Source organism: Stenotrophomonas sp. LGBM10 (assembly GCF_046736075.1).
GTDB lineage: Bacteria > Pseudomonadota > Gammaproteobacteria > Xanthomonadales > Xanthomonadaceae > Stenotrophomonas.
Window position 1 is genome coordinate 4,177,608 of record NZ_CP177163.1, and the last position, 23,086, is coordinate 4,200,693.

General features: G+C 67.0%; 29 protein-coding genes and 1 tRNA gene. 19 read left to right on the top strand and 11 right to left on the bottom strand.

What is annotated here, in order from left to right:
• Positions 1-131 precede the first annotated feature (131 nt).
• The 4 genes from kdsA (at position 132) to ACLB90_RS18425 (ending at position 2,997) form a co-directional block, all read left to right on the top strand.
• Complete coding sequence (kdsA, locus tag ACLB90_RS18410) at positions 132-977, top strand: 3-deoxy-8-phosphooctulonate synthase (RefSeq protein WP_411850803.1); 846 nt, start codon at positions 132-134, stop codon at positions 975-977.
• A gap of 125 nt (positions 978-1,102) precedes the next feature.
• Positions 1,103-1,179 (top strand) — tRNA-Arg (locus ACLB90_RS18415).
• Between the two features lie 374 nt (positions 1,180-1,553).
• Positions 1,554-2,459, top strand: coding sequence for a hypothetical protein (locus ACLB90_RS18420; RefSeq protein ID WP_411850804.1), 906 nt, complete (start codon positions 1,554-1,556; stop codon positions 2,457-2,459).
• Between the two features lie 10 nt (positions 2,460-2,469).
• Positions 2,470-2,997: a hypothetical protein gene (locus ACLB90_RS18425; RefSeq protein ID WP_411850805.1), complete on the top strand. Its 528-nt coding sequence runs from the start codon at positions 2,470-2,472 to the stop codon at positions 2,995-2,997.
• Positions 2,998-3,029: 32 nt separating this feature from the next.
• Here ACLB90_RS18425 and ACLB90_RS18430 read toward each other — a convergent pair whose 3' ends face one another.
• Positions 3,030-3,422: a tyrosine-type recombinase/integrase gene (locus ACLB90_RS18430; protein ID WP_411850806.1), complete on the bottom strand. Its 393-nt coding sequence runs from the start codon at positions 3,420-3,422 to the stop codon at positions 3,030-3,032.
• Positions 3,419-3,640, bottom strand: a complete 222-nt coding sequence (locus ACLB90_RS18435; protein WP_411850807.1) for a hypothetical protein — start codon at positions 3,638-3,640, stop codon at positions 3,419-3,421. The genes ACLB90_RS18430 and ACLB90_RS18435 overlap by 4 nt, the downstream gene beginning before the upstream one ends.
• A 50-nt stretch (positions 3,641-3,690) precedes the next feature.
• Here ACLB90_RS18435 and ACLB90_RS18440 point away from each other — a divergent pair, with 50 nt between their 5' ends.
• Positions 3,691-3,825: a hypothetical protein gene (locus ACLB90_RS18440; RefSeq protein ID WP_411850808.1), complete on the top strand. Its 135-nt coding sequence runs from the start codon at positions 3,691-3,693 to the stop codon at positions 3,823-3,825.
• Between the two features lie 65 nt (positions 3,826-3,890).
• On the opposite strand, the gene ACLB90_RS18445 is transcribed toward ACLB90_RS18440, so the two are convergent.
• From ACLB90_RS18445 to ACLB90_RS18455, 3 genes are all read right to left on the bottom strand, one after another.
• Entirely contained in the window at positions 3,891-4,034 is a 144-nt protein-coding gene (locus tag ACLB90_RS18445; protein WP_411850809.1) for a hypothetical protein, read from the bottom strand.
• A 251-nt stretch (positions 4,035-4,285) separates the two neighbouring features.
• Complete coding sequence (locus tag ACLB90_RS18450) at positions 4,286-4,525, bottom strand: hypothetical protein (protein ID WP_411850810.1); 240 nt, start codon at positions 4,523-4,525, stop codon at positions 4,286-4,288.
• Between the two features lie 406 nt (positions 4,526-4,931).
• Positions 4,932-5,129 carry a hypothetical protein gene (locus ACLB90_RS18455; RefSeq protein WP_411850811.1) on the bottom strand — a complete coding sequence of 66 codons (198 nt, stop codon included), beginning with the start codon at positions 5,127-5,129 and terminating at the stop codon, positions 4,932-4,934.
• 205 nt (positions 5,130-5,334) lie between these two features.
• Between ACLB90_RS18455 and ACLB90_RS18460 the strand changes: the two genes are divergently transcribed.
• Positions 5,335-6,033: a hypothetical protein gene (locus ACLB90_RS18460; protein ID WP_411850812.1), complete on the top strand. Its 699-nt coding sequence runs from the start codon at positions 5,335-5,337 to the stop codon at positions 6,031-6,033.
• Positions 6,034-6,348: 315 nt separating this feature from the next.
• Positions 6,349-7,134 carry a DUF3011 domain-containing protein gene (locus tag ACLB90_RS18465; protein WP_411850813.1) on the top strand — a complete coding sequence of 262 codons (786 nt, stop codon included), beginning with the start codon at positions 6,349-6,351 and terminating at the stop codon, positions 7,132-7,134.
• Between the two features lie 22 nt (positions 7,135-7,156).
• On the opposite strand, the gene ACLB90_RS18470 is transcribed toward ACLB90_RS18465, so the two are convergent.
• Positions 7,157-7,549: a surface-adhesin E family protein gene (locus tag ACLB90_RS18470; RefSeq protein ID WP_411850814.1), complete on the bottom strand. Its 393-nt coding sequence runs from the start codon at positions 7,547-7,549 to the stop codon at positions 7,157-7,159.
• A 138-nt stretch (positions 7,550-7,687) separates the two neighbouring features.
• Between ACLB90_RS18470 and ACLB90_RS18475 the strand changes: the two genes are divergently transcribed.
• Complete coding sequence (locus tag ACLB90_RS18475; protein WP_411850815.1) at positions 7,688-8,173, top strand: hypothetical protein; 486 nt, start codon at positions 7,688-7,690, stop codon at positions 8,171-8,173.
• 15 nt (positions 8,174-8,188) lie between these two features.
• On the opposite strand, the gene ACLB90_RS18480 is transcribed toward ACLB90_RS18475, so the two are convergent.
• Both ACLB90_RS18480 and ACLB90_RS18485 read right to left on the bottom strand, forming a co-directional pair.
• Positions 8,189-8,680, bottom strand: a complete 492-nt coding sequence (locus ACLB90_RS18480; RefSeq protein WP_411850816.1) for a DUF6265 family protein — start codon at positions 8,678-8,680, stop codon at positions 8,189-8,191.
• A gap of 360 nt (positions 8,681-9,040) precedes the next feature.
• Positions 9,041-9,463 (bottom strand): hypothetical protein, encoded by a 423-nt coding sequence (locus ACLB90_RS18485; RefSeq protein WP_411850817.1) that lies wholly within the window; start codon positions 9,461-9,463, stop codon positions 9,041-9,043.
• Positions 9,464-9,568: 105 nt separating this feature from the next.
• Here ACLB90_RS18485 and ACLB90_RS18490 point away from each other — a divergent pair, with 105 nt between their 5' ends.
• Both ACLB90_RS18490 and ACLB90_RS18495 read left to right on the top strand, forming a co-directional pair.
• On the top strand, positions 9,569-10,786 hold the full coding sequence (locus tag ACLB90_RS18490; protein WP_411850818.1) for a hypothetical protein: 1,218 nt from the start codon (positions 9,569-9,571) through the stop codon (positions 10,784-10,786).
• Between the two features lie 206 nt (positions 10,787-10,992).
• Positions 10,993-11,442: a PA2169 family four-helix-bundle protein gene (locus ACLB90_RS18495; RefSeq protein WP_017356218.1), complete on the top strand. Its 450-nt coding sequence runs from the start codon at positions 10,993-10,995 to the stop codon at positions 11,440-11,442.
• Between the two features lie 70 nt (positions 11,443-11,512).
• Here the strand turns inward: ACLB90_RS18495 and ACLB90_RS18500 are convergent, their stop codons facing one another.
• Complete coding sequence (locus tag ACLB90_RS18500) at positions 11,513-11,767, bottom strand: hypothetical protein (RefSeq protein WP_411850819.1); 255 nt, start codon at positions 11,765-11,767, stop codon at positions 11,513-11,515.
• Between the two features lie 218 nt (positions 11,768-11,985).
• Between ACLB90_RS18500 and ACLB90_RS18505 the strand changes: the two genes are divergently transcribed.
• Positions 11,986-12,273, top strand: coding sequence for a hypothetical protein (locus ACLB90_RS18505; protein ID WP_017356220.1), 288 nt, complete (start codon positions 11,986-11,988; stop codon positions 12,271-12,273).
• A gap of 7 nt (positions 12,274-12,280) precedes the next feature.
• On the opposite strand, the gene ACLB90_RS18510 is transcribed toward ACLB90_RS18505, so the two are convergent.
• Positions 12,281-12,724: a GNAT family N-acetyltransferase gene (locus ACLB90_RS18510; RefSeq protein ID WP_411850820.1), complete on the bottom strand. Its 444-nt coding sequence runs from the start codon at positions 12,722-12,724 to the stop codon at positions 12,281-12,283.
• Between the two features lie 158 nt (positions 12,725-12,882).
• On the opposite strand from ACLB90_RS18510, the gene ACLB90_RS18515 reads away from it, so the two are divergent.
• The 5 genes from ACLB90_RS18515 to thrC all read left to right on the top strand — a co-directional run bounded on the left by ACLB90_RS18515 (position 12,883) and on the right by thrC (position 19,757).
• The gene (locus ACLB90_RS18515; protein ID WP_411850821.1) at positions 12,883-13,614 is read left to right on the top strand and encodes a helix-turn-helix domain-containing protein; all 732 of its coding nucleotides are present in this window, start codon (positions 12,883-12,885) and stop codon (positions 13,612-13,614) included.
• 72 nt (positions 13,615-13,686) lie between these two features.
• On the top strand, positions 13,687-14,634 hold the full coding sequence (locus tag ACLB90_RS18520) for a DMT family transporter (protein WP_411850822.1): 948 nt from the start codon (positions 13,687-13,689) through the stop codon (positions 14,632-14,634).
• A gap of 347 nt (positions 14,635-14,981) precedes the next feature.
• Entirely contained in the window at positions 14,982-17,504 is a 2,523-nt protein-coding gene (gene thrA / locus ACLB90_RS18525) for a bifunctional aspartate kinase/homoserine dehydrogenase I (RefSeq protein WP_411850823.1), read from the top strand.
• Positions 17,501-18,430 (top strand): homoserine kinase, encoded by a 930-nt coding sequence (locus ACLB90_RS18530; RefSeq protein ID WP_411850824.1) that lies wholly within the window; start codon positions 17,501-17,503, stop codon positions 18,428-18,430. Before thrA ends, ACLB90_RS18530 begins: the two co-directional genes overlap by 4 nt.
• Before the next feature lie 34 nt (positions 18,431-18,464).
• Complete coding sequence (gene thrC / locus ACLB90_RS18535) at positions 18,465-19,757, top strand: threonine synthase (RefSeq protein WP_411850825.1); 1,293 nt, start codon at positions 18,465-18,467, stop codon at positions 19,755-19,757.
• Between the two features lie 2 nt (positions 19,758-19,759).
• On the opposite strand, the gene ACLB90_RS18540 is transcribed toward thrC, so the two are convergent.
• Complete coding sequence (locus ACLB90_RS18540; protein ID WP_411850826.1) at positions 19,760-20,521, bottom strand: helix-turn-helix domain-containing protein; 762 nt, start codon at positions 20,519-20,521, stop codon at positions 19,760-19,762.
• Between the two features lie 141 nt (positions 20,522-20,662).
• Between ACLB90_RS18540 and hisS the strand changes: the two genes are divergently transcribed.
• From hisS to ACLB90_RS18555, 3 genes are all read left to right on the top strand, one after another.
• On the top strand, positions 20,663-22,060 hold the full coding sequence (gene hisS / locus ACLB90_RS18545) for a histidine--tRNA ligase (RefSeq protein ID WP_411850827.1): 1,398 nt from the start codon (positions 20,663-20,665) through the stop codon (positions 22,058-22,060).
• Positions 22,057-22,380, top strand: coding sequence for a hypothetical protein (locus ACLB90_RS18550; protein ID WP_411850828.1), 324 nt, complete (start codon positions 22,057-22,059; stop codon positions 22,378-22,380). Before hisS ends, ACLB90_RS18550 begins: the two co-directional genes overlap by 4 nt.
• A 382-nt stretch (positions 22,381-22,762) precedes the next feature.
• The gene (locus ACLB90_RS18555) at positions 22,763-23,083 is read left to right on the top strand and encodes a YerC/YecD family TrpR-related protein (protein ID WP_411850829.1); all 321 of its coding nucleotides are present in this window, start codon (positions 22,763-22,765) and stop codon (positions 23,081-23,083) included.
• The last annotated feature ends 3 nt before the right edge of the window (positions 23,084-23,086 follow it).

Consider the following 23,086-nt stretch of genomic DNA (forward strand, 5'->3'; position numbering starts at 1 on the left):
TTTTAGCAGGGTACGCCGTGTCCCATCAGCGGCCCCGGTGCCCCCGGGTACACGTGTCACCCGGTAGAATGCCGCATTGATCCGGAGCGGCCCGTGGCCGCAGCCCGGTTGTCCCGCCCCCAGGAGTCTGAATGAACGTTACCGTTGCGGAAGGTGTTGTCGTCGGGAACCGTCTCCCGTTCGTGCTGTTTGGCGGCCTGAACGTGCTCGAAGACCTCGATTCGACCCTGCACGCGGCCGAGCACTTCACCACGGTGACGTCCAGGCTCGGCATCCCGTACGTGTTCAAGGCGTCGTTCGACAAGGCCAACCGCTCCTCGATCAAGTCCTTCCGCGGTGTTGGCCTGGACGAAGGCCTGCGCATCTTCGAGGAGGTCAAGCGCCGCTTCGGCGTGCCGGTGATCACCGACGTCCATGAGGTTGCCCAAGCGGCGCCGGTGGCAGAAGTGGTGGACGTGCTGCAGATCCCCGCGTTCCTGGCGCGCCAGACCGATCTGGTGGTGGCCATCGCGCAGACCGGTCGCGCGGTCAACATCAAGAAGCCGCAGTTCCTCAGCCCCACCCAGATCACCCACATCGTCTCCAAGATCCGCGAAGCGGGCAACGAGAAGATCATCCTGTGCGAGCGCGGTGCGCAGTTCGGCTACGACAACCTGGTCGTGGACATGCTCGGCTTCCGCGAGATGATCGAATCCACCGGCGGCCTGCCGGCCATCTTCGATGTCACCCACAGCCTGCAGCGCCGCGATGCCGGCAGCGAAGCCTCCGGTGGCCGCCGCCGCCAGGTGGCCGAACTGGCCCGTTCGGGCATGGCGTTGGGCCTGGCCGGCCTGTTCCTGGAAGCACACCGCGACCCGGACCATGCCCGCTGCGACGGCCCCAGCGCATTGCCGCTGGCCGCCCTGGAGCCGTTCCTGAGCCAGATCAAGGCCGTGGACGAGCTGGTCAAGGGCTTCCCGGAACTGGACATCCGCTGACCCCGCGCACGCCCGCAGCGCGGCGACGGCCTTGGTCCTGTCGCTGAATGTGGGTATCCTTCACGGCTGCACGCGCGCCATGCCGCGTGCAGCCTGCGGCATCGCGGAACGCCCGCACCGCACATGGCCCCGTAGCTCAGCTGGATAGAGCGTCCCCCTCCTAAGGGGAAGGTCGCCCGTTCGAATCGGGCCGGGGTCACCAAATTCAACGACTTATGCCTTGCCACGTGGCGAAGAGTTGCTCTATTTCGCTCTGTTTCGGCCTTGAGTTGGCACGGTTGGCATACTTGGCAAGCTTTGGCCGGACTGCAAATTGCAGGCGACGACGTCAATGTCGACATTGACTCGTTGAGATCGCTGTGCCGAGCAATTCCGTGCGCCCCGTCACGTCCTGTTAAGATCCTGCCGTCGGCCACGCCCGTAGCCGCGATGCGTGGGGCGTTGCGAGAACCAAAACTATTCTCAGGGGAAGAGATGAAATATAAGGCCGTTGTTCGTTGGTATGACGTTTCTTCGTGCGGTTACTACAAACATGGCGATCCCTCTAAGCCCGTCTTTGGGTCGTTGGAATACCTGGTGAATGAGCTGGTCTTCTTCACAAAGAAGAAGAGGCTGGTGGACACCAAAATGCTTGCGGATCCAAACACCCTAAAGACCTACGTAGCGGGAGTGTCCGAAGATGATGGCGTGTACGCCATTGTCCTTTGGAACCAAGTACAGGGTAACGGGAAGTCGGTCAATACACTGTCCGGCGATGCTCTGGTTGGTGAAGCTAGGGCTGAGAAGAGTCGCGTCAAGAAGGGGTACATCCCCGGCTTTCCTACGTACTTTTTGGTTGTTCCGGAGAAGAATGCGATTGGCACTTTGAGAGTTGTGGACAACGTCCCGGGTCTCGATGCATTCCGCCGCTACTGCAATCTGTTCTTGGAGAATTCGACGCGCGGCGTGGTAACCGCCCTGCAGGATGGCGACGTGGTCATCGAGGGTTACAGAGAAAGCAAGAAGTACGACGTCCAAAGCTTGCATCCGAGATTCGTTTTCCAAGTGAAGCGTGATACGTACCGCGCGCAGTACATTAGAGATAACGCAGAGAAGGTCCGAAAAGTAATTCGTGTACGGACTCTCGATGTTGCTAAGAACACTGGAGACTTCACTGCATGGCAACAATTTTTGAAGCTGGTTGGGCTATCATCCAGCCACGCTGGTCGCTCAGAGATGCGTGTTAAGAATGAAGTTGACGTAAATAATGATGAGAAGGCAATCATCACACTGGTAGATGACAACGAACATTTGGTTGTCGCGAAAGAGAATGACTTTGGCTTTGTTTTCTCAGGGGCGAGCGAGCCTCATTGGTTGAGTAGCGCAATTTGTACGGCGTCAGTTGAGTTGGATCTTGTCGGGACGAACGGGGTGTTCGCCGCGTCGAACATCGCCGCTTCAGCGGCCCTCAGGAAATCCGCGCTGCTGAAGACGATCAAATGAGGCAACATTTATGGACAGGAAGCGCATTCTGAAATGGATAGCAGTTGGCGCTTGTCTCTTGGCGGCACTGCCGGGGTACTGGTTTGGGCGAAACATTCCGTTTGCCAGTCAGTGGCCCATCTTCGAGGGTTTGAGGACCACTGCATCGATCGTTTTTGCTGTGGTCGGCGCCTGGATGGCGATCGCCTATCCGGAGCGTCTGAAGCTGACGTTGAGGGGTGAGGCTCAATCAGCTGGGCCCGCGCAGAAGATGGATACGCTCCTGACTCCAATTTCTCATTCAACGATTATTCTCGCTATCATTCTGCTTGCTGGACTCGTGGCTCCGGTTATTAAATCTTTCGCATTTGCTCTTGAGCACAAGGAGTGTTTTAGAGGCATGTCGTTCGCCCTTGTATCAACCTTAACTATTTGGCAGGTTTGTATTGTTCTTTTAACCTTGGATCCAGCCGATAAGGTGAAGCAGGCGGAAGATTTGGTAAGAGCTAAGCAGCGTCGGCTTGAAGGTGTGTTTGGCAATACTCAGTCCAAGGACTGATCCTGTGAGGAAAAACCCCCTGTTCCTTCGCCTCAGTGTTTGAGTTTCCCCACCGCACCGTCGTCTTCTGGGGTGAGGTCTGCGTAGTACTTCTCTGTAGTCGCGTAGTCAGCATGTCCGGCCAGGATCTGCACCCGTCTCAGAGGAACGCCTGCGATGACCATGTGCGCGCAAAAAGTGTGTCTCAGGCGGTGCAAATGGTCGCCGATCCCTGCTTTCGCCGCGTCTTTGGCGAACCAGTCCGACACGGTGTCCTTGTGCACCGTTACGATCGGGTCTACGTGCTTGCTGGTCGCCCTGCAACGGCATTCGACCGGGCGCCCACCGCCGGCGGATAGGCCGCGCAGGTCGTAGATATGGCACGAGCGGTGTCCGGCGGCGCATGCCGGCAGCCCCTCGGGATGGCTGATCTGCGTCTGGGTCATGGCTTCTTGCACTCCTGATACTGGGTTTCAAGCTTCTGAATCAGGAAAGCGGCCTGTCTCGCGCGGTTTTCCCGGTCTTTGCGGTTGAGCACTGGGCCGGCCCAGTCCTCCGGAGAGCTGTACCTTGTGCAGGTGCCTGCCTTGAACGCATGGTTGATCAGGTAGGGAAGTCCCGCGCTATTGGGTAGGGAAAAGCTGATAAAAGAGACGTTCGTCACGGTATAAGCTCCGCCTTGCGGGATAGCCCGCACCACTTGGAGTGCATCGAATGGCTAAAGACGAGAAGACCGGTAAGTCGGTCGGCACTAAGGCTTCGGAGCAACTGAAGAACCCGAAGAGTACCCCCGCGCAGAAGTCGGTCGCCGGCTCGGCACTGACCCAGCGTCCGGACAAGAAGAAGTAAGTCCGGTTGTGGTGCGCAGGTATTTTCTGCGCACCACGTCTCACCGTCTTTGGCGACATGCACGATCACGCCGCCACCGCCACCGCCACCGCCACCGGCGGGGCGACCTGGTCCAGGTTGGCCTCTACCAAGGCGCGCAGCTGCGCGGCTTCGTCAGGGCTTTCGTCGCGCCACCGCTGCCATGTGCTGCTGGTCAGCTTGTGCTGCATCCAGGCGGGAACTTCGGGGGCTGGGATGAAGGGTTTGGTGCCGACCGCGCAGCGGGCGCAATGGTCACCGCCGCCGTGCTGCAGGCAGAAGAACAGGCCTCAGGCTTCTTCGCCGCCGTGGGGCTGCTCTCCGCACACGTAGCTCTGCCCACGGTCGATTCCCTGACCGCAGCAGCCGGGGTGGTCGCAGGTGGCCGGCACGCCGTAGCCCACGTCGCGGTTCCAGGGGTCGCCGTATCTGATGGCCCAGCTCACGACTGCACCTCAACGCGCTTGAAATCGATGACCCGCACCCACGGGTTGTTGTCCCAGTCGCCGCCTGTGTCGTTCCCTAGGTCGCGGAACTGGATGCGGAGGTAGTCGGCGGCACCGGCCACCTTGAACTTGGTGGTGATGCCTTCCGCGAGGCAGTCCTGCGCGCTGATCGCCTGGAGCCGCTCCACGCGGACGGCGGTGATCTCCAGCACCAAGCGGCAGGCCCAGCGCGGCATGTGGATGCTCGGGCGCCAGCGGCCCTGAATCTTTCTTCGTCGCCCCAGTAACCGCCCATCAGCCGTGTTCGGGCCCAAGCCGACCCTGGCCGAGCGTCAGGCCATCAGTGCACTGGTCGACAGTCGCAGGAGCAAGCGCGCGCTGCGTGCCCGGCTGTGCCTGACGAGCGACGCCCACTTGGCCAAGTTCCTGAAGCTGTCGGCTGCGGAGGTGGAGGCCTCGCCGGAAGAGAAGGGCGTTCCCGCCCTGCCGCAGGTTTTGCAGCTGCTGGGCGTCCAGGAACGACCAGCCGCCGATGCGGCCCCGGAATCGAGAGCGCTAAGAAGTCCCGAGAGTTCCTGCGGACCAGCCATCTGGCTCCTGACGAAGCCAGGGCGCAGGAGACCCTGGACCCTGACTCCAAGGTCAGCCGCTGATGAGCGTTTGCACTTCGATGTTTAGGAGCTCTTTCTCGGCTCGAGTCTCCAAGTCCTCTTGCAGAAGCTTCAAGTGGTGCATGGCGTCGTCCATGAATTCATTGTTCCCCTCGAACCGTTTGGCTATGGCGGTCACCACCACCTGCAATGCCATCAGTTCGATATCCGATCGATCGAGTTTGCTCATGTCGCCCTCCTTGCGGGCTGTGTTGTTCGCACTTCCAGCCTAGCGCAAGGAGGGCGGCGCCCTCTATCCCTGAATTGATTTCGTCCATACCGCAGATGATGCGCCGTCCGGGCCCAGCCCGAAACCTTGAAATGCCCGTCTTTCTAAGGCGACGCATGACCTGCCGTACTCCTCAATTAACTGGCTCGACTGCCTCTACAACGCCGTGCGCAAGACGCCGGGCGGTGTCATCGAGGCCGCCAATTGGCTGGCCGATCGCCGTGGCAAGTCCATGCACCCCGAGACGCTGCGCGCTAAGCTCAACGGCACGGAAGGTGAGTCGGTTGCCATCGAGATCGCCGAGCTGCTGACCGTGTGGATGCAGCAGAAGGCAAGCGGTAGTGACTACGCCCTGGAGTGTATGCGCGCGCTGGCTGGGCAGTTCGGTACGGCGGTGGATCTGGTGCCGCCGGCGCCGGAGGGCGGCTGGGCCGACGAGATCAACACAGACATGGCGGTGCTGGCCGCGAATTCCATATCGTCTACGCACTTGGCACCACAGGTTTCTAGAATTTTCGGCAAAAGTAATTCCGAAGCTGGCACCAGTTCGCGCAGGGAGGCCGCCATCGCCGACGGCTCGCTGGCGGACATCCACGATGTAGCCGCTCATGGCCGAGCTAAATCTGGTGATCTACAACGGAGGGCCAGCGTACGTGGATGCCGTGGATCGGGCAGGGATTCCGCGAAGCGACCTGCAAACAGAGCTCGTCCTGGACGCCTGGTCACCCAAGGACGGCCGAATGATTGCTACGTCTACGCCAAGGACGCCGGCGGCGCGGATGCAGTCGTCCAACCAATGGCCGGAGGCTTGGCGCCACTTGGTGGGCCGCTGCGAGGTCGCCCAGACAGCTTCGATTGTGCATAGCAGTGGCCGAGGACGAAATCGAGCCACCTACACGGGAGTTTTCAATCCTCGTTGCCAGGGACTGGCATGAGGCGAAGTTGGGGCAGACAGGCCCCGCACTTCTGCGCGGATGGATGGGCAATCGCCGAACATCGACACAGCATTGGCACAGTGGCACGGAGAAGCGCCGAGCTATATGGGCGGGTCGCCCCCCCCCCTAAGGAGAAGGTCGCCCGTTCGAATCGGGCCGGGGTCACCATCTTCATGCCTATGGACATGCCCCGCGTCGGATCACACACTCGACCGGCGCGATCCCGCGCGTCGAGGAGGTCGCCGATGTCGTATCCCATTGGTCGGATGCTTGCCGTTCCCGTGGTGGTGGGTGCGCTGATGCTGCCGTTCTGCAGTCATGCCGCGATCCCGAGGGTGAATGCCGAATGCCCGGGTGGCGTGCAGATCCATGCCGACGAGGGCGGGCCGGTCTATGTGGAAGGGCGCGAGGCGGTGCTGAAGCGTTTCAGCGATACCTACTACGAGGCGCGCGACGACAGGAGCGGGCTGAAGGTGTCGCTGAGCACCGGTGCGGACGGATCGGCGCAGGTGTCCTATACCGGCAGGGACGGCGCCAACGGCGTGTGCCAGGTAACCACCGCCACTGGCGCCACGGCACCGGGGCATCGTCACCACGACGACGCGCGCCGCGATGACGGGGACGATGACAACCTGCCCAATCAGGTGACCTGCGAGTCGGACGATCAGCGGCAGACGTCCTGCGACATGAACACGCGCGGCACCGTGATCGTTGATCGGCAGCTCAGCCACAGCCGCTGCGTCGAGGGGCAGACATGGGGGCTCTCGCGTCACTCGGTGTGGGTGAGTGGTGGTTGCCGGGCGGTATTCCGCAATACGTCTGCGCCCACGCGTTCGTCTGCCGCCGCTGGCGGTGGCAACGCCTTGGCCGCCTGCAATGCCAGGAAGGGCGAGGACGGTACGCTGGTGACCCAGGTGCCGGTCGGTGAGCGCTACATGGAAGTCATCGTCGACTATGCCGACGGACGCCATCTGTGCATGGTGGGCAACGACGGCACGGTGTCCAGCCTGACCCGCATGCGCCAGCGCTGAGCCGCGCCCTGCGGGCCTTGCCTCACGCCTTGCAGAGCACCGACCAGATCCGCTCGTTCACGCTGTCCGGAATGATGGGCGAGGGCGGTGACGGGGAGTGGGTGTCGGCCAGGTGCCTGCCGTCTGGCGAGTAGACCACCATCGACAGGATCGCCACTGTCATGGCGTCGCACTGGAACCGCAGCTGCGTGTTCATGTAGCCGGCATCCGCCGGGACACCGGCGGGTGGTGGGCCGGCGTAGGTGAACTTCACCCACGCGGTGACCGCATCGCCGCGCGCCTGCAGGGTCTGCCGGTCGACCGCGAAGGTCGTGCCGCCGGATGCCTCGCCGATCGTCAGCCAGCGCTCGCCTTCGTCTGCCACTGCCACCGATGCGCTCAGCATCAGGCCTGCGATCATTGCGTACTTCTTCATGGTGCCCCCTGTATTGCCGCCGCGCTCCCTGGCCACCTGGCCTGTGCATTGCGGGCGACGGAATCGGCCGGAATGATAGCGCGGTTGCATTCGGGGCCGGGCGTGGCACTCTTCCCCGATCCGGTCAGGGAGTGGCTCATGATCCGATTCAATGGCGGTGTGCTGGGTGCGGCCTGCCTGCTGCTGGCGGCGTGCGCGACGGGTCCGAGGGCATCGGACAACGCGGTGTGCGCGCAGATCGATGCGTGGGGAGAGGGGCTGTCGCCCGGACAATCCAGCTCGGTGGAGCTGGTCCGCGGTGGGGTCTGGATGGTCAACCATTACAAGCGTTGCACGCATGGCGAGGGCGACCTCGCGGCCACGCGGTTCTGCGCCTGGCTGATGGACAACACGTCCACCGAGTTCATGGAGTACAACGTCAACCGCACGCTCAGCTGCCTGCAGGGGCAGCGCATCGTGGGTTACCTGGGCAACACCGGCGTGGATGCCTGGTCGGGCACCGCACGGTTCACCCGGCTGACCGCGTCGGAGGATATGTTCCGGGTCGAGCTGCGCTATGCGCTCGACTACAGCGCGCCTTCGGAAGAGACCATGATGCAGCTGACACTGACCGCCCTGGACTGAGTCCCCGGCGCGACGTCAGCGCGGCAACGGCGCGGTGTCGCAGGCAACGCGGGTCATGGGGAAATCCACGGCCTTGCCGGCATCGCCGATAGCCCCTTCAATGCGCGCCAGCAGCCGGGCATCGCCGTCGCGGCGGTAGATCACGCGCTGGGGAAAGTCGTTGTCGGGGTTTTCGAAGCGGGCTTCCTCCGCACTGATCCGGATCGCCCGGAACGCCGTGCGGTCCTGGCCCCCGGGCCAGGCGATGAACACCAGCGCGCCGTCGTCCTGCCGGCGCAGCTGCATGAACTCGAAACCGACGGTGCGGCCGCCCTTCACGGTGCGGCCGATGCCGAACATCGTCCCGCCAGCGGGCGTGCTCCATTGCTCGCCGCTGCCAGCGTCGGCGCCGTCGCGCGCCCAGCAGCCGGCCAACCATGCCAGAGGGGTCAGGTCCGGTGCAGCCGGCGGGGCCGCCGATGCGCCGGCTGACACGAGCAGTCCAAGGGTGAGCAGCGCTCTGCGCATGGTCGACGTCCCGCGGGGTGATCGGGGAAGTGTACGGCCGGATGCGTGTCCTCGCCCTTCGTTGACATCGCCAGGGCCATGCTCGGTGCTTCTTTCTGCAGGAGTACCGCGCATGCGCGCCCTCGATGCTTATGCGCACGTCCGTGCCGGGCCACATGCCGTCGCGCAGGTGCCGCAACCCGGCCAGCCACCGACCGCGCCGCCGGCCCCGGTCGAAGAACCCATCCGGCAGGACCCGCCAGCGCGTGAGCCGCCGAACGAAGTGCCTCCCGAGCGCGATCCGCAGCCTGACCAGCCCCCGCGCGAAGAACCCCCCGGCGAGCACCCGCCGGCCCCGCACGCAATGCGGAGGCGGGCCGCCTAATCGCGACGGGCGTGTGCGTCGGCGCGCGTGCGGTCGTTGCCGCGCAGTTCGGCGGTGACGTCGTGAATGAGCCGGGCAACCTCATTGGCCAGGCGGCGGCTGTCGGCAACCGAGCCGTAGAAGCGGATCGTCGTGCCCGACATCAGCACGCCGGCCAGACCGAGCTCACCCTTGAGTGCTTCCACCTGGCGGTGAAAGACCAGAAGCCACGGTGCCGAAGGTTCGACATCCAGCATCGCGGTGATGGCCTCGTCTTCCGCAGGATCGACATCGGCCTGGAGATCGGGCACGTCGAAGCCCAGCAGGCGCGGCGCGCTGCGGTCTGGATCGGGTGTGTTCATGCCGGCATGGTACGCGCTGTTGGGCGTGGGTGCCTGCGTGACGCGAACGCCGGTTTTGCAATTGATGCCCCATTTCACATCTTGTGCGAGTGATAGGTTCTCTCTGCTGCACATGAAGGTGCAGTTTCACGAGGCCCGCGGCGGCGCCGTGGGCCTCATGACAACATCATGAGAGGACTGCAGATGAAAAGGATGGCATGGCTGTTGATGGTGGCGGGTGTGGCAGGGTCGGGTGCGGTCGCTGCGCAGGACGCCGAAACGGACGAGGAACTGGCGGTGGCGGTGAAGGCCTACATGGCCGGCCACGATCAGGTGACGATGGACGAGGCCGTACGCCGGCTGCAGGTCCAGACCGAGCTCGCCCCGTTCAGCGAGAATCTCCAGGGCGAGTTCGCCGAGCGGTTTACCGCGATCCGGTTGATGCACGCCCCCGACCAGTACATCCGCGTGGATCTCAAAGGCGATCGCCCGGTGCCCTCGCGGGTGATCCGCACGGCGAGCGGCGAGACCCGGGTGGAATTCCGTGTCGGACGCGCCTTCACCCAGGAGGAGTTCCGCACACGGATCAAGGACACCGCCCCCTTGATCCGCAGCCTGATTCCGGGCGTATCGGGCATCACCGGTTTTGCGAGCGACAACCGCGTGGTGGTGAGTATCGAAGGCAATGCCGACGAAGCGGCCCGGTACGCGCGGGTGCTGCCGAAGATCGAGCGCGTATCCGGGTTGAAGGTGGAACTGGAGCACTCGCAGGGCAGGGAAAGCAACGCCTCCAATGCCAGCGGTGGCGCGGTACTGCAGAACAACAATGACTACTGCACCACCGGCTTTGCCGTGCTGCACAAGGCCACCAACACCCGCGGCATCATCACCGCCGCGCACTGTCCGGACGCGCTGATCTACGGCAACTACGGCAGTACCCAGAACAACACCAAGGTGACCTTCCCGCTGACCTTCCAGAACGCCATTTTCGACGGCAGTCATGACGTGCAGTGGCACACCATCCCGGCGCCGCACAGCGTTACCCAGGAAGTGTTCGGCAGCTCGAACAGCGAGTACGGCAAGCGCTCGATCATGTTCATGTATGCGGCACCGATGGAGGACTCGAACCTGTGCTTTCGTGGCGCGGTGTCCGGCTACAGCTGTGGCCAGGTGGTGTCGGTGACGCATGTGCCGGAAGGAACCTGCGGGGCGAGCATCGTCTGCAACCCGGACTGGGTGCGGGTGGAGGGTAGTGCACTGTCCTGCACGGGCGGCGACAGTGGAGCGGCCGTGTTCTGGCAGAACTCCGGCTTCGGCATCGTCAAGTCCGGCAAGTGGACCGGCGCCGGCCCGGGCAACTGCGACAGGCTCACCGTGATGCCGTTTGGCCGGGTGTCCGCGCTGGGCCTTCGCGGCCTGTAGTCCGCGCGCTGGAACACCCCGTGTTCGCCGCTGCGTGGAGGCGGCGAACACGCTTCCGGCACGCCGCGTGAACATCATCCAGACGATGCGATGACGTGGCTGAATCGCAGGATTTTCGTGTCACGCGGGCATCATCTGCAATGCGGAAAAGTCAGTCCACCCGAGCAACACCACGGGCTTCCCGGAACAGACTGGAGTACACCGCAGTGACTACTGAATCGAAGACCACGCACAGCTTGAACGACCTCATCGAAATTGCCCGCGACGGCAAGGCGTTCTACACCGAAGCGGCGGGCAAGGTCGAAGACGCCGAGCTTGCGGCGCTCTTCACCCGTATCGCCGGCGTCAAGGACGAGATCGTCCGTTCGCTGAGCACGACGGTGCTGGCCGCCGGCGGCAAACCGGCCGACCACGGCACGTTCGTCGGCAGCATGCAGCAGTTCTACGGCAAGGTGCGCGCTACGCTGGGCGACACGCAGTACGGCTATGTCGCCGAGCTGGAGGAGTCCGAAGATCGCCTGCTGAAGGCGTTCAAGGATGCCCTCACCGATGCAGACACCCCGCCGGCCGCGCGCGACCAGGTGCAGCGCCTGCTGCCGCAGGTGCAGGAGTGCCATGCCGTGATGCGCGACCGCAAGCACGCGATGAAGCGCTGACCGCGCGGCAGGCCGCCGTCTAACACGGTGGCCCGCCCAACGAAAACGCCCCGGCCTGCCGGGGCGTTTTTCATTTCGCGCAGTTCGGGCCGGCGCGAGCGCTGCAGGGATCGGCAGCCGGTTCCGGATGGCGCAGCGCACAGACCCAGTCCAGCATCATGCAGTCGATCCGGGTGGCCTCGGCCGGCCACTGCTGCACCAGATGCTCACGGATCAGGTCGTAGCGCGCCCAGCGTTCGGCCAGCCGCACCTCGCTGCGCCAGAGCCGGGCAAGCGACTCGCGCGCGAACTGGAATTCCGCTTGCTGGTGGGCAGTGGCGGGCATGGCGACGCGTGGTATCCAGGGGTGGCCGCGGGGGCGGCGTGGCGCACTGTGCGGCGCTGCGCGACGCGTTGCAACTACCGTCCGTCCGAATCCTGTCCCTGGCCCGTGTTCATGAAGAACGACTGTCGGAAAGCGGATAGCGGGGCACCACCGACGGTGGCGTACGGGGGGTGGGGAATTGGTGCATACTCAAAACCAGAGACCGTTTTGGATCCCCTATGGAACACATGCGTTGGCTGACGCTTCGTCTTGGCAACAATCAATCCATCGGACCCAAGGCGCTGATGGATCTGTGGTCCAATGCGTGCGAGACGAACCAGTCCTCGGTATCGCGTGAATCGCTGCCGGGCAAGTCCACCTCCTATGCCCTGCACGCGCCAACCTCGCTGGCATATCCCAAGCGGGCCGAGCTGCGCATGCGCAAACTGCTCGAAGAGGCCGGCTACACCTTCACCCTGGGCTCGCTGGCCGATCGCCCGGCACCGCAGCCGGTGCGCTTCCGCTGATCCGGCCTCAGCCGGCGTCCGCACCCAGCGGACGATGCATGATCCGGACCGGTACGCCACTGGCGTGGCGGGTCGATTCCAGCGGTTGCCACCCCAGCCGGGCGTACAGGCCGCCGTCGTCGACCTCGGTCTGCAGGTAGAGGTCGCGTACGCCCAACGGCGTGCCCCGCGCTACCAGCGCTTCGATCAGCGTTGCCGCCAGACCGGTGCCACGGTGTGATGGCGCAACGTACACCCCGCCCAGCCAATGCTGGCGCTCCGGACGCTCGGTGCGCTCGTGGAATTTCAGCTGCGCGGCGGCCACCGGCACCTCGTTTTCCACGGCCACCAGCAGCAGAGGGAGTTCGTCCGATTGCAGGAAAACTTCGAGGCGCTGCTGCTCATCGGCCAGCGTGCGTCCCGGCACATGGCACCCCCACGTGTCGAAGTACCACCGGGCGAGGAGGGGCATCCATTCGGGATGCTCACTGAGGGCATGGAACTGCATCGTGGCACCTGAATGAATGGCCGCCCGACTATATAGCATCGGGCCCAGCCCGCACCGCTGCCGTTTGCGCCCAGCCGCCGCCGCGCCCACACTGGATCGTGCCGCCCTCCGTCGCCGTCCCCATGTCTGTCGCGCCCACCTTCCACCTCCGCAGCTACGGTGCCACCTCGAACGTGGACCGGCACGACTACCTGCAATGGGTGTTGCCGGTATGCGGTGACCTGGCGTTCGAGCTGGAAGGGCGCGGGTCCACGCTGGACCGCCTGCTGGGCGCTACGGTGGTGCCCGGTGCGGGTCACGCGCAGAGCGCCCGCGGCGAGAACTGCTTCCTGATCGTGGACTGCCCGGTGAACCTGCTCGACGACGACGACCTGCAGCACTGGCAGCGGCAGCCGTGGCTGGCCGTGTCCGGGGCGGTGCGTGGGCTGGTACGTACGGCTGTTGCGCAAGCCGATGCACAGGGGCAGGTGGCGGCCGATCTGGCGCAGCGCGGTCTGCCGCTGCTGCTGCAGTCGTTCGGGCGGGCCGGTGGGCGCGCGCGCCTGCATGCGCTGTGCGCCGGCATCGACGCGCAGCCCGGGCAGGCCTGGCCGGTGGCGCGCATGGCGGCGCAGGCCGGCGTCAGCGGCAGCCGGCTGCACGCGCTGTTCCGTGAAGCGTTCGACCTGACCCCGCAGGCGTGGGTGGCGGCCAGCCGGCTGCGCTGGGCGCGGGCGCAGTTGGCCGGAAGTGATCTGCCCATCGCGCAGATCGCGGTGCAGGCGGGGTACTCCGAACAGAGCGCGCTGACCCGTGCGCTGCGCCGCGAGTGCGGCGTGACCCCCACCGACGTGCGGCGCAACGCGCGGCAGTAGTTCCGGTCAAGACGGGCAGGGGCGCCTTGCCTACACTGCCGCGTCCAGAACCTGCAGGGCCGGCACAGGCGCATGAATAGATCGATCGGATGGGGTATCGCCAATGGCATCGCAGCCGGCGCGTTATGGGGCGTGGTGTTTCTGGCGCCGGCGATGCTGGCCAGCTTCCGTGCCGACCAGTTGTCGGCAGGCCGCTACCTGGTCTACGGGTTGATCGCGGTGGTGCTGCTTGCGCCCCGTTGGCGGCAGCTGCGCGGGCGGCTGGGCATGGCCGAATGGCGTGGCCTGCTGTGGCTGAGCCTGGCCGGCAACCTGGTCTACTTCCTGCTGCTGGCCACGGCCGTGCAGTGGGCCGGTGGCGCAGCGGCCTCGCTGATCGTGGGCCTGATTCCGGTGGTGGTGACCCTGGCGGGCGTGCGCGAGGAGGGCGCGGTGCCGCTGCGCCGGCTGGCACCGGCGCTGCTGCTGTGCCTGTGCGGGGTGGCGCTGGTTGGCTACGAAGCGCTGCAGGCCGAGCACGCGGAGGGATCGACCACGCAGCGTCTGCTCGGGCTGCTGTGTGCGATCGGCGCACTGTTCTCGTGGGCGGTGTACTCGATCGGCAACAGCCGCTGGCTGGCGCGCCGCCCCGACCTGAGCGGCCACGACTGGTCATTGCTGACCGGCGTGGCCACCGGTGCGCTGGCCCTGCTGCTGGTGCCCACCGCGTTCTTCGCCGGCACGCCCGCGCACCCGCCGGCACAGTGGGGCCTGTTCTGGCTGATCAGCGCCGGTGTGGCGGTGGTGGCCTCGGTGCTGGGCAATGCGTGCTGGAACCGGGCGAGCCGGCATCTGCCGTTGACGCTCACCGGGCAGATGATCGTGTTCGAAACCCTGTTCGCGCTGCTCTACGGATTCGCCTGGCAGCAACGCTGGCCCACGCACATGGAGACGGTGGCGATCATCTGCCTGGTGTCCGGCGTGCTGTTGTGCGCACACGCGCATCGGCCGCCCCGGGCGGTGGCCGAGCACGCCGGCTGACCGGCAGGCCGCGCGCTGCAAGGATGGTCACATTCGCAACCGTTTCGCCGAGGTTGCGTGGCGTTGGCTGCATCGGTTTTTTTGCAACGCAGCACTTGACAGCCCCGGGGCCGGCGTAGTTTTCTTGCCGCATGGACCTGCGTACCGCTACCGCCCTGACGTCGCTTCCCGCCTTTGCGGGTCGCCCGGTCATGGCCGCCGGTACCACCACCATTACCACCGTCACCACTCGCCTGGTGCGGCCCGTCGTCTTCGCGTAATTTCCGAAAACCACGGCCCCGCACCCAGATCAGGTTGCGGGGGATGCCTTCAGCCTGAATGACGCGGGGCCTCGAATCGAGGTCAGCATGTCTTCTGCCGCCGTTCCACCCCGTTCCGCCGATGCCTCCGCTGCTGCCGCGCCGTTGCGTGCGGCGACGGCGACCGTGGTTCACAAGTTCGGCGGCACCTCGGTCGCCGACGCCGAGCGCTACCGCCACGTGGCCCAGCTGCTGCTGGCGCGCGAGGAGGCCACCCAGGTCACCGTGGTCTCGGCGATGAAGGGCGTGACCGATGCCCTGATCGCGCTGGCGGGGCTGGCGGCCGACAACGCGCCGTCCTGGCGCGAGCACTGGCACGACCTGCGGGCGCGGCATCGCGGTGCGGCGGTAGCACTGCTGGGCGAGCATGCCGGCGCGACCGTGGAATGGCTGGACGCGCGTTTCGACCACCTGGCCGAGGTGCTGGGCGCACTGGCGGTGATCGGCGAGCTGCCCGCCGAGGTGCTCGACCGGGTGCAGGGGCTGGGTGAGGTCTACTCGGCGCACCTGCTGGGCCACTACCTGCAGGCCACCGGCGAGGCGTGCGAGGTGCTGGATGCGCGCGACGTGCTGGTAGTGGATCGCGGCGAGCTGGGCGTGGACGTGGACTGGGCCGTGAGCGCGCAGCGCCTGCAGCAGTGGCGACTGGCGCATCCGGCGCCGCGCGTGGTCGCCACCGGCTTCGTCGCCCGTGATCGCCGCGACCGCGTGACCACCCTCGGCCGCAACGGCAGCGACTACTCCGGTGCCATTTTCGCCGCGCTGTTCAATGCCGATGAACTGCACATCTGGACCGATGTGGACGGCGTGCTGTCGGCCGATCCGCGCGTTGTCCCCGAAGCGGTGCAGCTGGAGGCGCTGAGTTACGACGAAGCCTGCGAGCTGGCCTATTTCGGCGCCAAGGTGGTGCACCCGCAGACCATGTCGCCCGCGATCGAACGCGGTCTGCCGATCATCATCCGCAACACGTTCCGGCCCGATCATCCGGGCACGCGGATCACCGCCGAGCGCACCGCGTCCGGCCCGATCAAGGGCCTGACCTTGAGTCCGGACCTGGCGGTGCTGAACCTGGAAGGCACCGGCCTGATCGGCGTGCCGGGGACGGCCGAACGCGTGTTCGCGGCGTTGCGCAACGCGCACGTTTCGGTGGTGATGATCTCGCAGGGCTCGTCCGAGCACTCCATCTGCTGCGTGGTCCGGCAGGCTGAAGTGGCGCGCGGCCGCGATGCGCTGCTGCATGCGTTCGCGCATGAGCTGGGGCTGGGGCAGGTGCAGCGGGTGCAGGTCACCGACAACGTGAGCGTGCTGGCCGCGGTGGGCGACGGCATGGCCGGGCAACCCGGTGTTGCCGCGCGGCTGTTCGAGTCGCTTGGCCGCGCGCAGGTGAACATTCTGGCGATCGCGCAGGGCTCGTCCGAGCGCAACATCTCGGTGGCGGTGGACAGCCGGCACGCCACCAAGGCGCTGCGCGCGGCGCACGCCGGCTTCTGGCTGTCCCCGCAGACCTTCGCGGTCGGCGTGATCGGCCCCGGCAACGTGGGTGCGGCACTGCTGGACCAGCTGCAGGGCGCGCAGGCCTCGCTGCTGGGCCGGGCCAATCTGGACCTGCGGCTGCGCGCGGTCGCTTCGCGCAGCCGCATGCTGCTGGACCCGCGCCGCCTGCAGGGACCGTGGCGCGATGCGTTGGCGGCCGGCGGCGTGCCGAGCGATCTGGACGCCTTCACCGCACACCTGCTGTCGGCGCACCTGCCGCATGCGGTGATCATCGACTGCAGCGGCAGTGCCGAGGTGGCCGACCGCTACGCCGGCTGGCTGGCGGCCGGCATCCATGTGGTCACCCCGAACAAGCAGGCCGGCGCCGGTCCACTGGAGCGCTACCACGCCATCCGCGATGCGGCCGCCGCCAGCGGTGCGCGCTTCCGCTACGAAGCGACGGTTGGCGCCGGGCTGCCGGTGATCACCACGCTGCGCGACCTGGTCGATACCGGCGATGAAGTGCTGGCCATCGACGGCATCTTCTCCGGCACGCTGGCCTGGCTGTTCAACATGTACGACGGGCAGGTGCCGTTCTCGGCGCTGGTGGAGCAGGCGCGTGGCATGGGCTACACCGAGCCGGACCCGCGCGACGATCTGTCCGGTATCGACGTGGCACGGAAGCTGGTGATCCTCGCCCGCGAGGCCGGGCGCGAGCTGAGCCTGGCGCAGGTGCAGGTGGAGAGCCTGGTGCCCGAAGCACTGCGGCAGGCAACCGTGGACGGCTTCATGGCCGGGCTGGACGCGGTGGACGCGGTGTTCGCCGCGCGCCTGGCGCAGGCGCGGGAGCGGGGTGCGGTGCTGCGCTATGTGGCACGCCTGTCTGCGGAGGGCGCGTCGGTGGGCCTGGTCGAACTGCCGGCAGGGCATGCCTTCGCCGGCCTGCGGTTGACCGACAACGTGGTGCAGTTCACCACGCGCCGCTACTGCGACAATCCGCTGGTGGTGCAGGGGCCGGGGGCGGGGCCGGACGTGACGGCGGCGGGCGTGTTCGCCGACCTGCTGCGCGTGGCGGCCGGTGAAGGGGCGCGCCTGTGAGGGCGGATCTGGACCAGGCCCGCGCGTTCGCACCGGCGTCGGTCGGCAACGCGGCAGTTGGCTTCGACATTCTCGGCCATGCCATTGCCGGCGTCGGCGATACCGTGACGGTTCGCCGGATCGAGGCGCCGGAGGTGCGCATCGCCGCCATCCGTGGCACGCCGTTCGATCTTCCGTTGCGCGCCGAAGACAACACCGCCGGGGCCGCGTTGATCGCGCTGCGCGAGGCGCTGGCGCTGCCGTTCGGCTTTGCCGTGGAGATCGACAAGGGCATCGCGCTGGGCTCGGGCATGGGCGGTTCTGCGGCATCGTGCGTGGCCGCACTGGTGGCGGCCAACGCACTGCTGGCGGTGCCGCTGGCGCGCGAAGCGCTGTATCCGTTCGCATTGACCGGCGAGGCGGTGGCCAGCGGCGGCCGGCACGGCGACAACCTCGGGCCGATGCTGCTGGGCGGGCTGGTGCTGAGCACGGCCGATCGGCTGGTGCCGGTGCCGGTGCCGGCCGCGTGGCACAGCCTGCTGGTGCATCCCGAGGCGGTGCTGGAAACCCGGCGCGCCCGCGCGGCCCTGCAGGGCTCTTATGCGCTGTCGGAGTTCGTGGCGCAGAGCGCCAACCTGGCGCTGGTGCTCAGCGGCTGTTACACCGGCGATGCGACGCTGGTGCGGGCCGGCCTGCGCGATGTGCTGGTGGAGCCGCGCCGTGCCGGGCTGATCGGCGGCTTCCACGCCGCACGCGATGCCGCACTGGCGGCTGGCGCGATGGGTGCGAGCATTTCCGGCGCCGGTCCCAGCGTGTTCGCCTGGTTCGAACACGCGGCTGCGGCGCAGGCCGCACAGGCGGCGGTGCAACGTGCGTTCGCCGACGCCGGTTTCGACAGCCAGGCGTGGGTGTCGCCGTTGAACGCGCCCGGCGCACACCTGCTGTGAGCGCTGCGATCCTTACCTATTCCCAGGACATCCGATGAATTTCGTTTCCACCCGTCATGCTGCCCCCGCTGTTTCGCTGAGCCAGGCCATCGCCGCCGGGCTCGCCCCCGACGGCGGCCTGTACGTTCCCGCCCAGCGCCCCCGCCCGCAGGCATGGCGCGCGCAGGGCAGCCTGGCGCAGGACGCTGCTGCGGTGCTCGCTCCGTACTTCGACGGCGATGCGCTGGCTGCCGCACTGCCGGCGCTGTGCGCGCAGGCATTCGATTTCCCGGCGCCGCTGCGTGCGCTGTCCACGCCGGGCGACCACGTGCTGGAGCTGTTCCACGGCCCCACGGCGGCGTTCAAGGATTTCGGTGCACGCTTCCTCGCCGCCAGCCTGTCCCGGCTGCAACGCGACCAGGCCCGCCCGTTGACCATCGTGGTGGCCACCTCCGGCGACACGGGTGCCGCCGTGGCGGCCGCGTTCCATCGCCAACCGGGCATCCGGGTGGTGGTGCTGTATCCGGATGGGCGGGTATCGCCGCGCCAGGCGCACCAGCTGGGGTGCTTCGGCGACAACATCCGCACCCTGCGCGTGGCCGGGTCGTTCGACGACTGCCAGGCGATGGTCAAGCAGGCGCTGGGCGACCGCGCGCTGCAGGCGCAGGTACCGTTGAGCTCGGCCAACAGCATCAGCCTGGGGCGCTGGCTGCCGCAGATGAGCTATTACGCGCACGCCGCGCTGGAGCACCACGCCGCCAGCGGACAGGTGCTGAACCTGGTGGTGCCTACCGGCAACCTGGGCAATGCGATGGCCGCGCTGCTGGCGCGGGCGATGGGTCTGCCTCTGGGCCGGATCGCGCTGGCCACCAATGCCAACGATGTGCTGCCGCGCTTCTTCCACGGGGGCGACTATGCGCCGGCCACCAGTGTGGCGACGGTGGCCAATGCAATGGACGTGGGCGCGCCGAGCAATTTCGAGCGGTTGCGCTGGCTGTATGCCGATGACGACGCTGCGCTGCGGGCCGACGTTCGTGCCGAGGCGATCGATGACGCGGCGATCCGCGCGCTGATCGCGCGGCGGCATGCCCAGGCGGGCGAAGTGTTCTGCCCGCATACCGCCACGGCGGTGGCCCTGCTGGAACGGCTGCGTGCGGAAGGGGCCCAAGGCGACTGGGCGGTGGCGGCGACCGCGCACCCGGCCAAGTTCGAATCGGTGGTGGAGCCATTGATCGGCCAGGCGCTGGACGTGCCGCCCGCACTGGCGGAGCTGCTGCAGCGGCCGGCCCGTGCCGAACCCTGCGCGCCGGACTACACCGCATTGCGCGAGGTGCTGCTGCAACCGTAACGTCAGTACGTTTCGTCGGCCGACAACTGGCGCAGAGCGTCTTCGTCGAGGATCTCGACGGTGTTCAGATGGGGCAGGGCGATCAGGCCCTGCTGGCGCAGCTTGGTGAAGGTGCGGCTCACGGTTTCCATCGTCAGGCCGAGGTGGTCGGCGATGTCGCCGCGGCCCATCGGCAGCGTCACGCGTTGCCCGTCGCCACCGAGGCGCGCTTCGCGTGCGGCGAGGCGCAGCAGGAAGTCGGCCAGCTTCTCCGCCGGTTGCAGGCGGCCCAGTGCGAGCGCGGCATCCTGGGCGGCATCCAGCTCCTGGCAGGCGCGCTGCAGCAGCTTGCGCTCCAGGTGCGGGAAGCGCGCACGCAGGTCTTTCATCTGCGGCAGGGCAACCCGACAGACGCGGCTGTCGGCGATGGCCTCGATGTCATAGCGGTGGTGGTCGCTGCCACTGAGGCCGAGGTAGTCGCCCGGCAGCACGAAGCCGCTGATCTGGCGGCGGCCGTCGGCCAGGGTCCGGACCAGGCGCAGCGCGCCGGCGGTCAAGGTATAGACATGGTGGCGCGGCTCCCCGCCGCGGGCCAGGGTCGCGCCCAGCGGCAGCGGCTGCGACACGGTCACGCGCTCCAGTGCCAGCACCTCGTCCGGCGCCAGCGCCGAGCACACCGCCAGATGGCGCACCGAGCAGTGCAGGCAGTCGCGCAGCGGCGAGCAGCCCGGCGCAACGGGGTCTTCAACGGCGGAGAGGGCGTTACCGGGGTGGGGCCGGGTCATGTCGAACCAGGGAGCGGGGCCTGCCTATGATACGTCATGCGGTCGTTGGCCCGGGCCGTGCCCGCCGGGCGAGGTGCCGCCGCCCGGCTGCGGCTAGAATATGCAGCTCGCTCATCCCCCCGTTTCGCAGGAGTCCCGCAAGTGATCAAGCCCCGTACGCCGCCCGGCATCATGGAATTGCTGCCGCGTGAGCAGATCGCGTTCCAGCGCATGCTGGACGTCATCCGCCGCAACTACGAGCGGTTCGGGTTCCTGCCGGTGGAGACGCCGGTGTTCGAGCTGTCCGACGTGCTGCTGACCAAGTCCGGTGGCGAGACCGAGCGCCAGGTGTATTTCGTGCAGTCCACCGGCGCGCTGGCCAATGCGGCCGAAGCGGGCGACAGGAGCCTGCCGGAACTGGCGCTGCGTTTCGACCTGACCGTGCCGCTGGCGCGGTATGTGGCCGAGCACGAGCACGACCTGACCTTCCCGTTCCGCCGTTACCAGATGCAGCGCGTGTACCGCGGCGAGCGCGCCCAGCGCGGGCGTTTCCGCGAGTTCTACCAGTGCGACATCGACGTGATCGGCAAGGACAGCCTGAGCGTGCGCTACGACGCCGAAGTGCTGGCGGTGATCCACGCGGTATTTGCCGAGCTGAGCATCGGTGATTTCAGCATCCAGTTGAACAACCGCAAGCTGCTGCGCGGCTTCTTCGAAAGCCTGGGCGTGGCCGATGGCGAACGCCAGCTGGCGGTGCTGCGCGAAGTGGACAAGCTGGACAAGCGCGGCCCGGATTATGTGCGCGACACGCTGGTGGGCGAGGGCTTCGGCATTCCGGCCGCGCAGGTCGAGCGGATCCTGGCCTTTGTCGCGGTGCGCTCCAGCAGCCACGCCGATGCGCTGGCGCAGCTGGATGCACTGCTGGCCGACCCGGCCGCCAGCGACATGCTCAAGGCAGGCGTGGCCGAGCTGCGCGAGGTGCTGGAACTGGTCAAGGCGCTGGGCGTGCCGGACACCGCCTACTGCCTGAACTTCTCCATTGCCCGCGGCCTGGACTACTACACCGGTACCGTCTACGAAACCACGCTGACCGACCACCCGCAGATCGGGTCGATCTGCTCGGGCGGCCGCTACGAAGACCTGGCCAGCCACTACAGCAAGTCGCGCCTGCCCGGCGTGGGCATCTCGATCGGCCTGACCCGCCTGTTCTGGCAGCTGCGCGAAGCGGGCCTGATCGCCGGCATCGAGGACAGCAGCGTGCACGCGCTGGTGGCGCTGATGGACGACAACGGCCTGGCCGACTCGCTGGACATCGCGCGCCGCCTGCGTGCCGGCGGCATCAACGCCGAAGTGCAGATGGAGCCGAAGAAGATCGGCAAGCAGTTCCAGTACGCCGCCAAGGCGGGCATCCGTTTCGTGGTGCTGGCCGGTGAAGACGAGCTGGCGCGCGGCGTGGTCGCGGTCAAGGACCTGCTGCGCGAGCAGCAGTTCGAAGTCGCCCGCGAGGAGCTGGCCAGCGCCCTGCAGGTCGAACTGGAGCAGGCCAAGGTCATGCCGTGAGGCGGGCCACGGCAGGGGCGCTGACGGCGCTCCTGCTGGTTGCGTGCCAGAGCGATCCGGCGCTGCACAGCCAGCGCCTGGGCCCGGGGCATTACCGGCTGGTGGCCGACCGCTGCCACGTATACCTTCCGGCCCCACCGCAGCGGAATCCGCTGGAGCTGGATCTGGAAGCCCTGGCCGCGCGGACGTGCGACGGCCGGGCGGGCCCGCTGGAGGCCCTGCAGCCGATTCCCAGCCGACAGGGCAGCCTGTTCGGCGAATGCCTGCGCAGCGGCGCCCTGCGCGCCGAGGTGCGCTGCCAGCACACCCCGCCCCGGTAGAGCCGACCGCTGGTCGGCTGATCTCCCATCGGCCAACGCACCCCGGCGCCCCGACACTCCGGGCCCCCCGACGGCACCCCGACGGCACCCCGACACCCCGACACCCGGCACCCGGCACCCGGCACCCGGCACCCGGCACCCCCGGCGCCCCCGGCACCACCGGCACCACCGGCACCCCGACGACACCGCCGGTAGAGCCGACCGTTGGTCGGCTGCTCTCCCATCCGCCAACGCACTCCCCCAGAACACCCACGCTCCAAGGGCCAGCCGACCTGCGCTCGTCACTACCCCGTACCTGAATCCTTCCCGGTCCGCGTCCTGCGGCGTTTGACCGCACTCCTTCGTTTGCGCTAATGTATTAGCGCGCTATTACATTGATACGATGAAACTACGCCCGATCCCCCGTGAAAAAGATGCCCAGGCCGACCTGTCGGCCCTGGCCCGTGCCTTCGCCGCGCTGTCCAGCCCGGAGCAGGTCACCGCATTCCTGCGCGATCTGTGCACCCCGGCCGAGCTGGAGGCGCTGTCGGACCGCTGGAAGGTGGTCCCGCTGCTGCAGCAGGGCGTGCCGTATCGCGAAATCCATGAGTTGACCGGTGTCAGCGTGACCACCACCGGGCGCGTCGCGCGTTCGCTGGAGCATGGGCACGGCGGGTATGCCGCCGCCGTTGCCGCCACCGCGTCCACCTCCGAATCCAAGTAGAGA

Bases quoted from the DNA above. Each gene is read 5' to 3' on its own strand.
- kdsA (WP_411850803.1), top strand. From the start codon at position 132: ATGAACGTTACCGTTGCGGAAGGTGTTGTCGTCGGGAACCGTCTCCCG.
- ACLB90_RS18425 (WP_411850805.1), top strand. From the start codon at position 2,470: ATGGACAGGAAGCGCATTCTGAAATGGATAGCAGTTGGCGCTTGTCTC.
- ACLB90_RS18430 (WP_411850806.1), bottom strand. From the start codon at position 3,422: ATGACCCAGACGCAGATCAGCCATCCCGAGGGGCTGCCGGCATGCGCC.
- ACLB90_RS18440 (WP_411850808.1), top strand. From the start codon at position 3,691: ATGGCTAAAGACGAGAAGACCGGTAAGTCGGTCGGCACTAAGGCTTCG.
- ACLB90_RS18445 (WP_411850809.1), bottom strand. From the start codon at position 4,034: ATGCAGCACAAGCTGACCAGCAGCACATGGCAGCGGTGGCGCGACGAA.
- ACLB90_RS18450 (WP_411850810.1), bottom strand. From the start codon at position 4,525: ATGCCGCGCTGGGCCTGCCGCTTGGTGCTGGAGATCACCGCCGTCCGC.
- ACLB90_RS18455 (WP_411850811.1), bottom strand. From the start codon at position 5,129: ATGAGCAAACTCGATCGATCGGATATCGAACTGATGGCATTGCAGGTG.
- ACLB90_RS18465 (WP_411850813.1), top strand. From the start codon at position 6,349: ATGTCGTATCCCATTGGTCGGATGCTTGCCGTTCCCGTGGTGGTGGGT.
- ACLB90_RS18470 (WP_411850814.1), bottom strand. From the start codon at position 7,549: ATGAAGAAGTACGCAATGATCGCAGGCCTGATGCTGAGCGCATCGGTG.
- ACLB90_RS18475 (WP_411850815.1), top strand. From the start codon at position 7,688: ATGATCCGATTCAATGGCGGTGTGCTGGGTGCGGCCTGCCTGCTGCTG.
- ACLB90_RS18480 (WP_411850816.1), bottom strand. From the start codon at position 8,680: ATGCGCAGAGCGCTGCTCACCCTTGGACTGCTCGTGTCAGCCGGCGCA.
- ACLB90_RS18490 (WP_411850818.1), top strand. From the start codon at position 9,569: ATGAAAAGGATGGCATGGCTGTTGATGGTGGCGGGTGTGGCAGGGTCG.
- ACLB90_RS18500 (WP_411850819.1), bottom strand. From the start codon at position 11,767: ATGCCCGCCACTGCCCACCAGCAAGCGGAATTCCAGTTCGCGCGCGAG.
- ACLB90_RS18505 (WP_017356220.1), top strand. From the start codon at position 11,986: ATGGAACACATGCGTTGGCTGACGCTTCGTCTTGGCAACAATCAATCC.
- ACLB90_RS18510 (WP_411850820.1), bottom strand. From the start codon at position 12,724: ATGCCCCTCCTCGCCCGGTGGTACTTCGACACGTGGGGGTGCCATGTG.
- ACLB90_RS18515 (WP_411850821.1), top strand. From the start codon at position 12,883: ATGTCTGTCGCGCCCACCTTCCACCTCCGCAGCTACGGTGCCACCTCG.
- ACLB90_RS18520 (WP_411850822.1), top strand. From the start codon at position 13,687: ATGAATAGATCGATCGGATGGGGTATCGCCAATGGCATCGCAGCCGGC.
- thrA (WP_411850823.1), top strand. From the start codon at position 14,982: ATGTCTTCTGCCGCCGTTCCACCCCGTTCCGCCGATGCCTCCGCTGCT.
- thrC (WP_411850825.1), top strand. From the start codon at position 18,465: ATGAATTTCGTTTCCACCCGTCATGCTGCCCCCGCTGTTTCGCTGAGC.
- ACLB90_RS18540 (WP_411850826.1), bottom strand. From the start codon at position 20,521: ATGACCCGGCCCCACCCCGGTAACGCCCTCTCCGCCGTTGAAGACCCC.
- ACLB90_RS18555 (WP_411850829.1), top strand. From the start codon at position 22,763: ATGAAACTACGCCCGATCCCCCGTGAAAAAGATGCCCAGGCCGACCTG.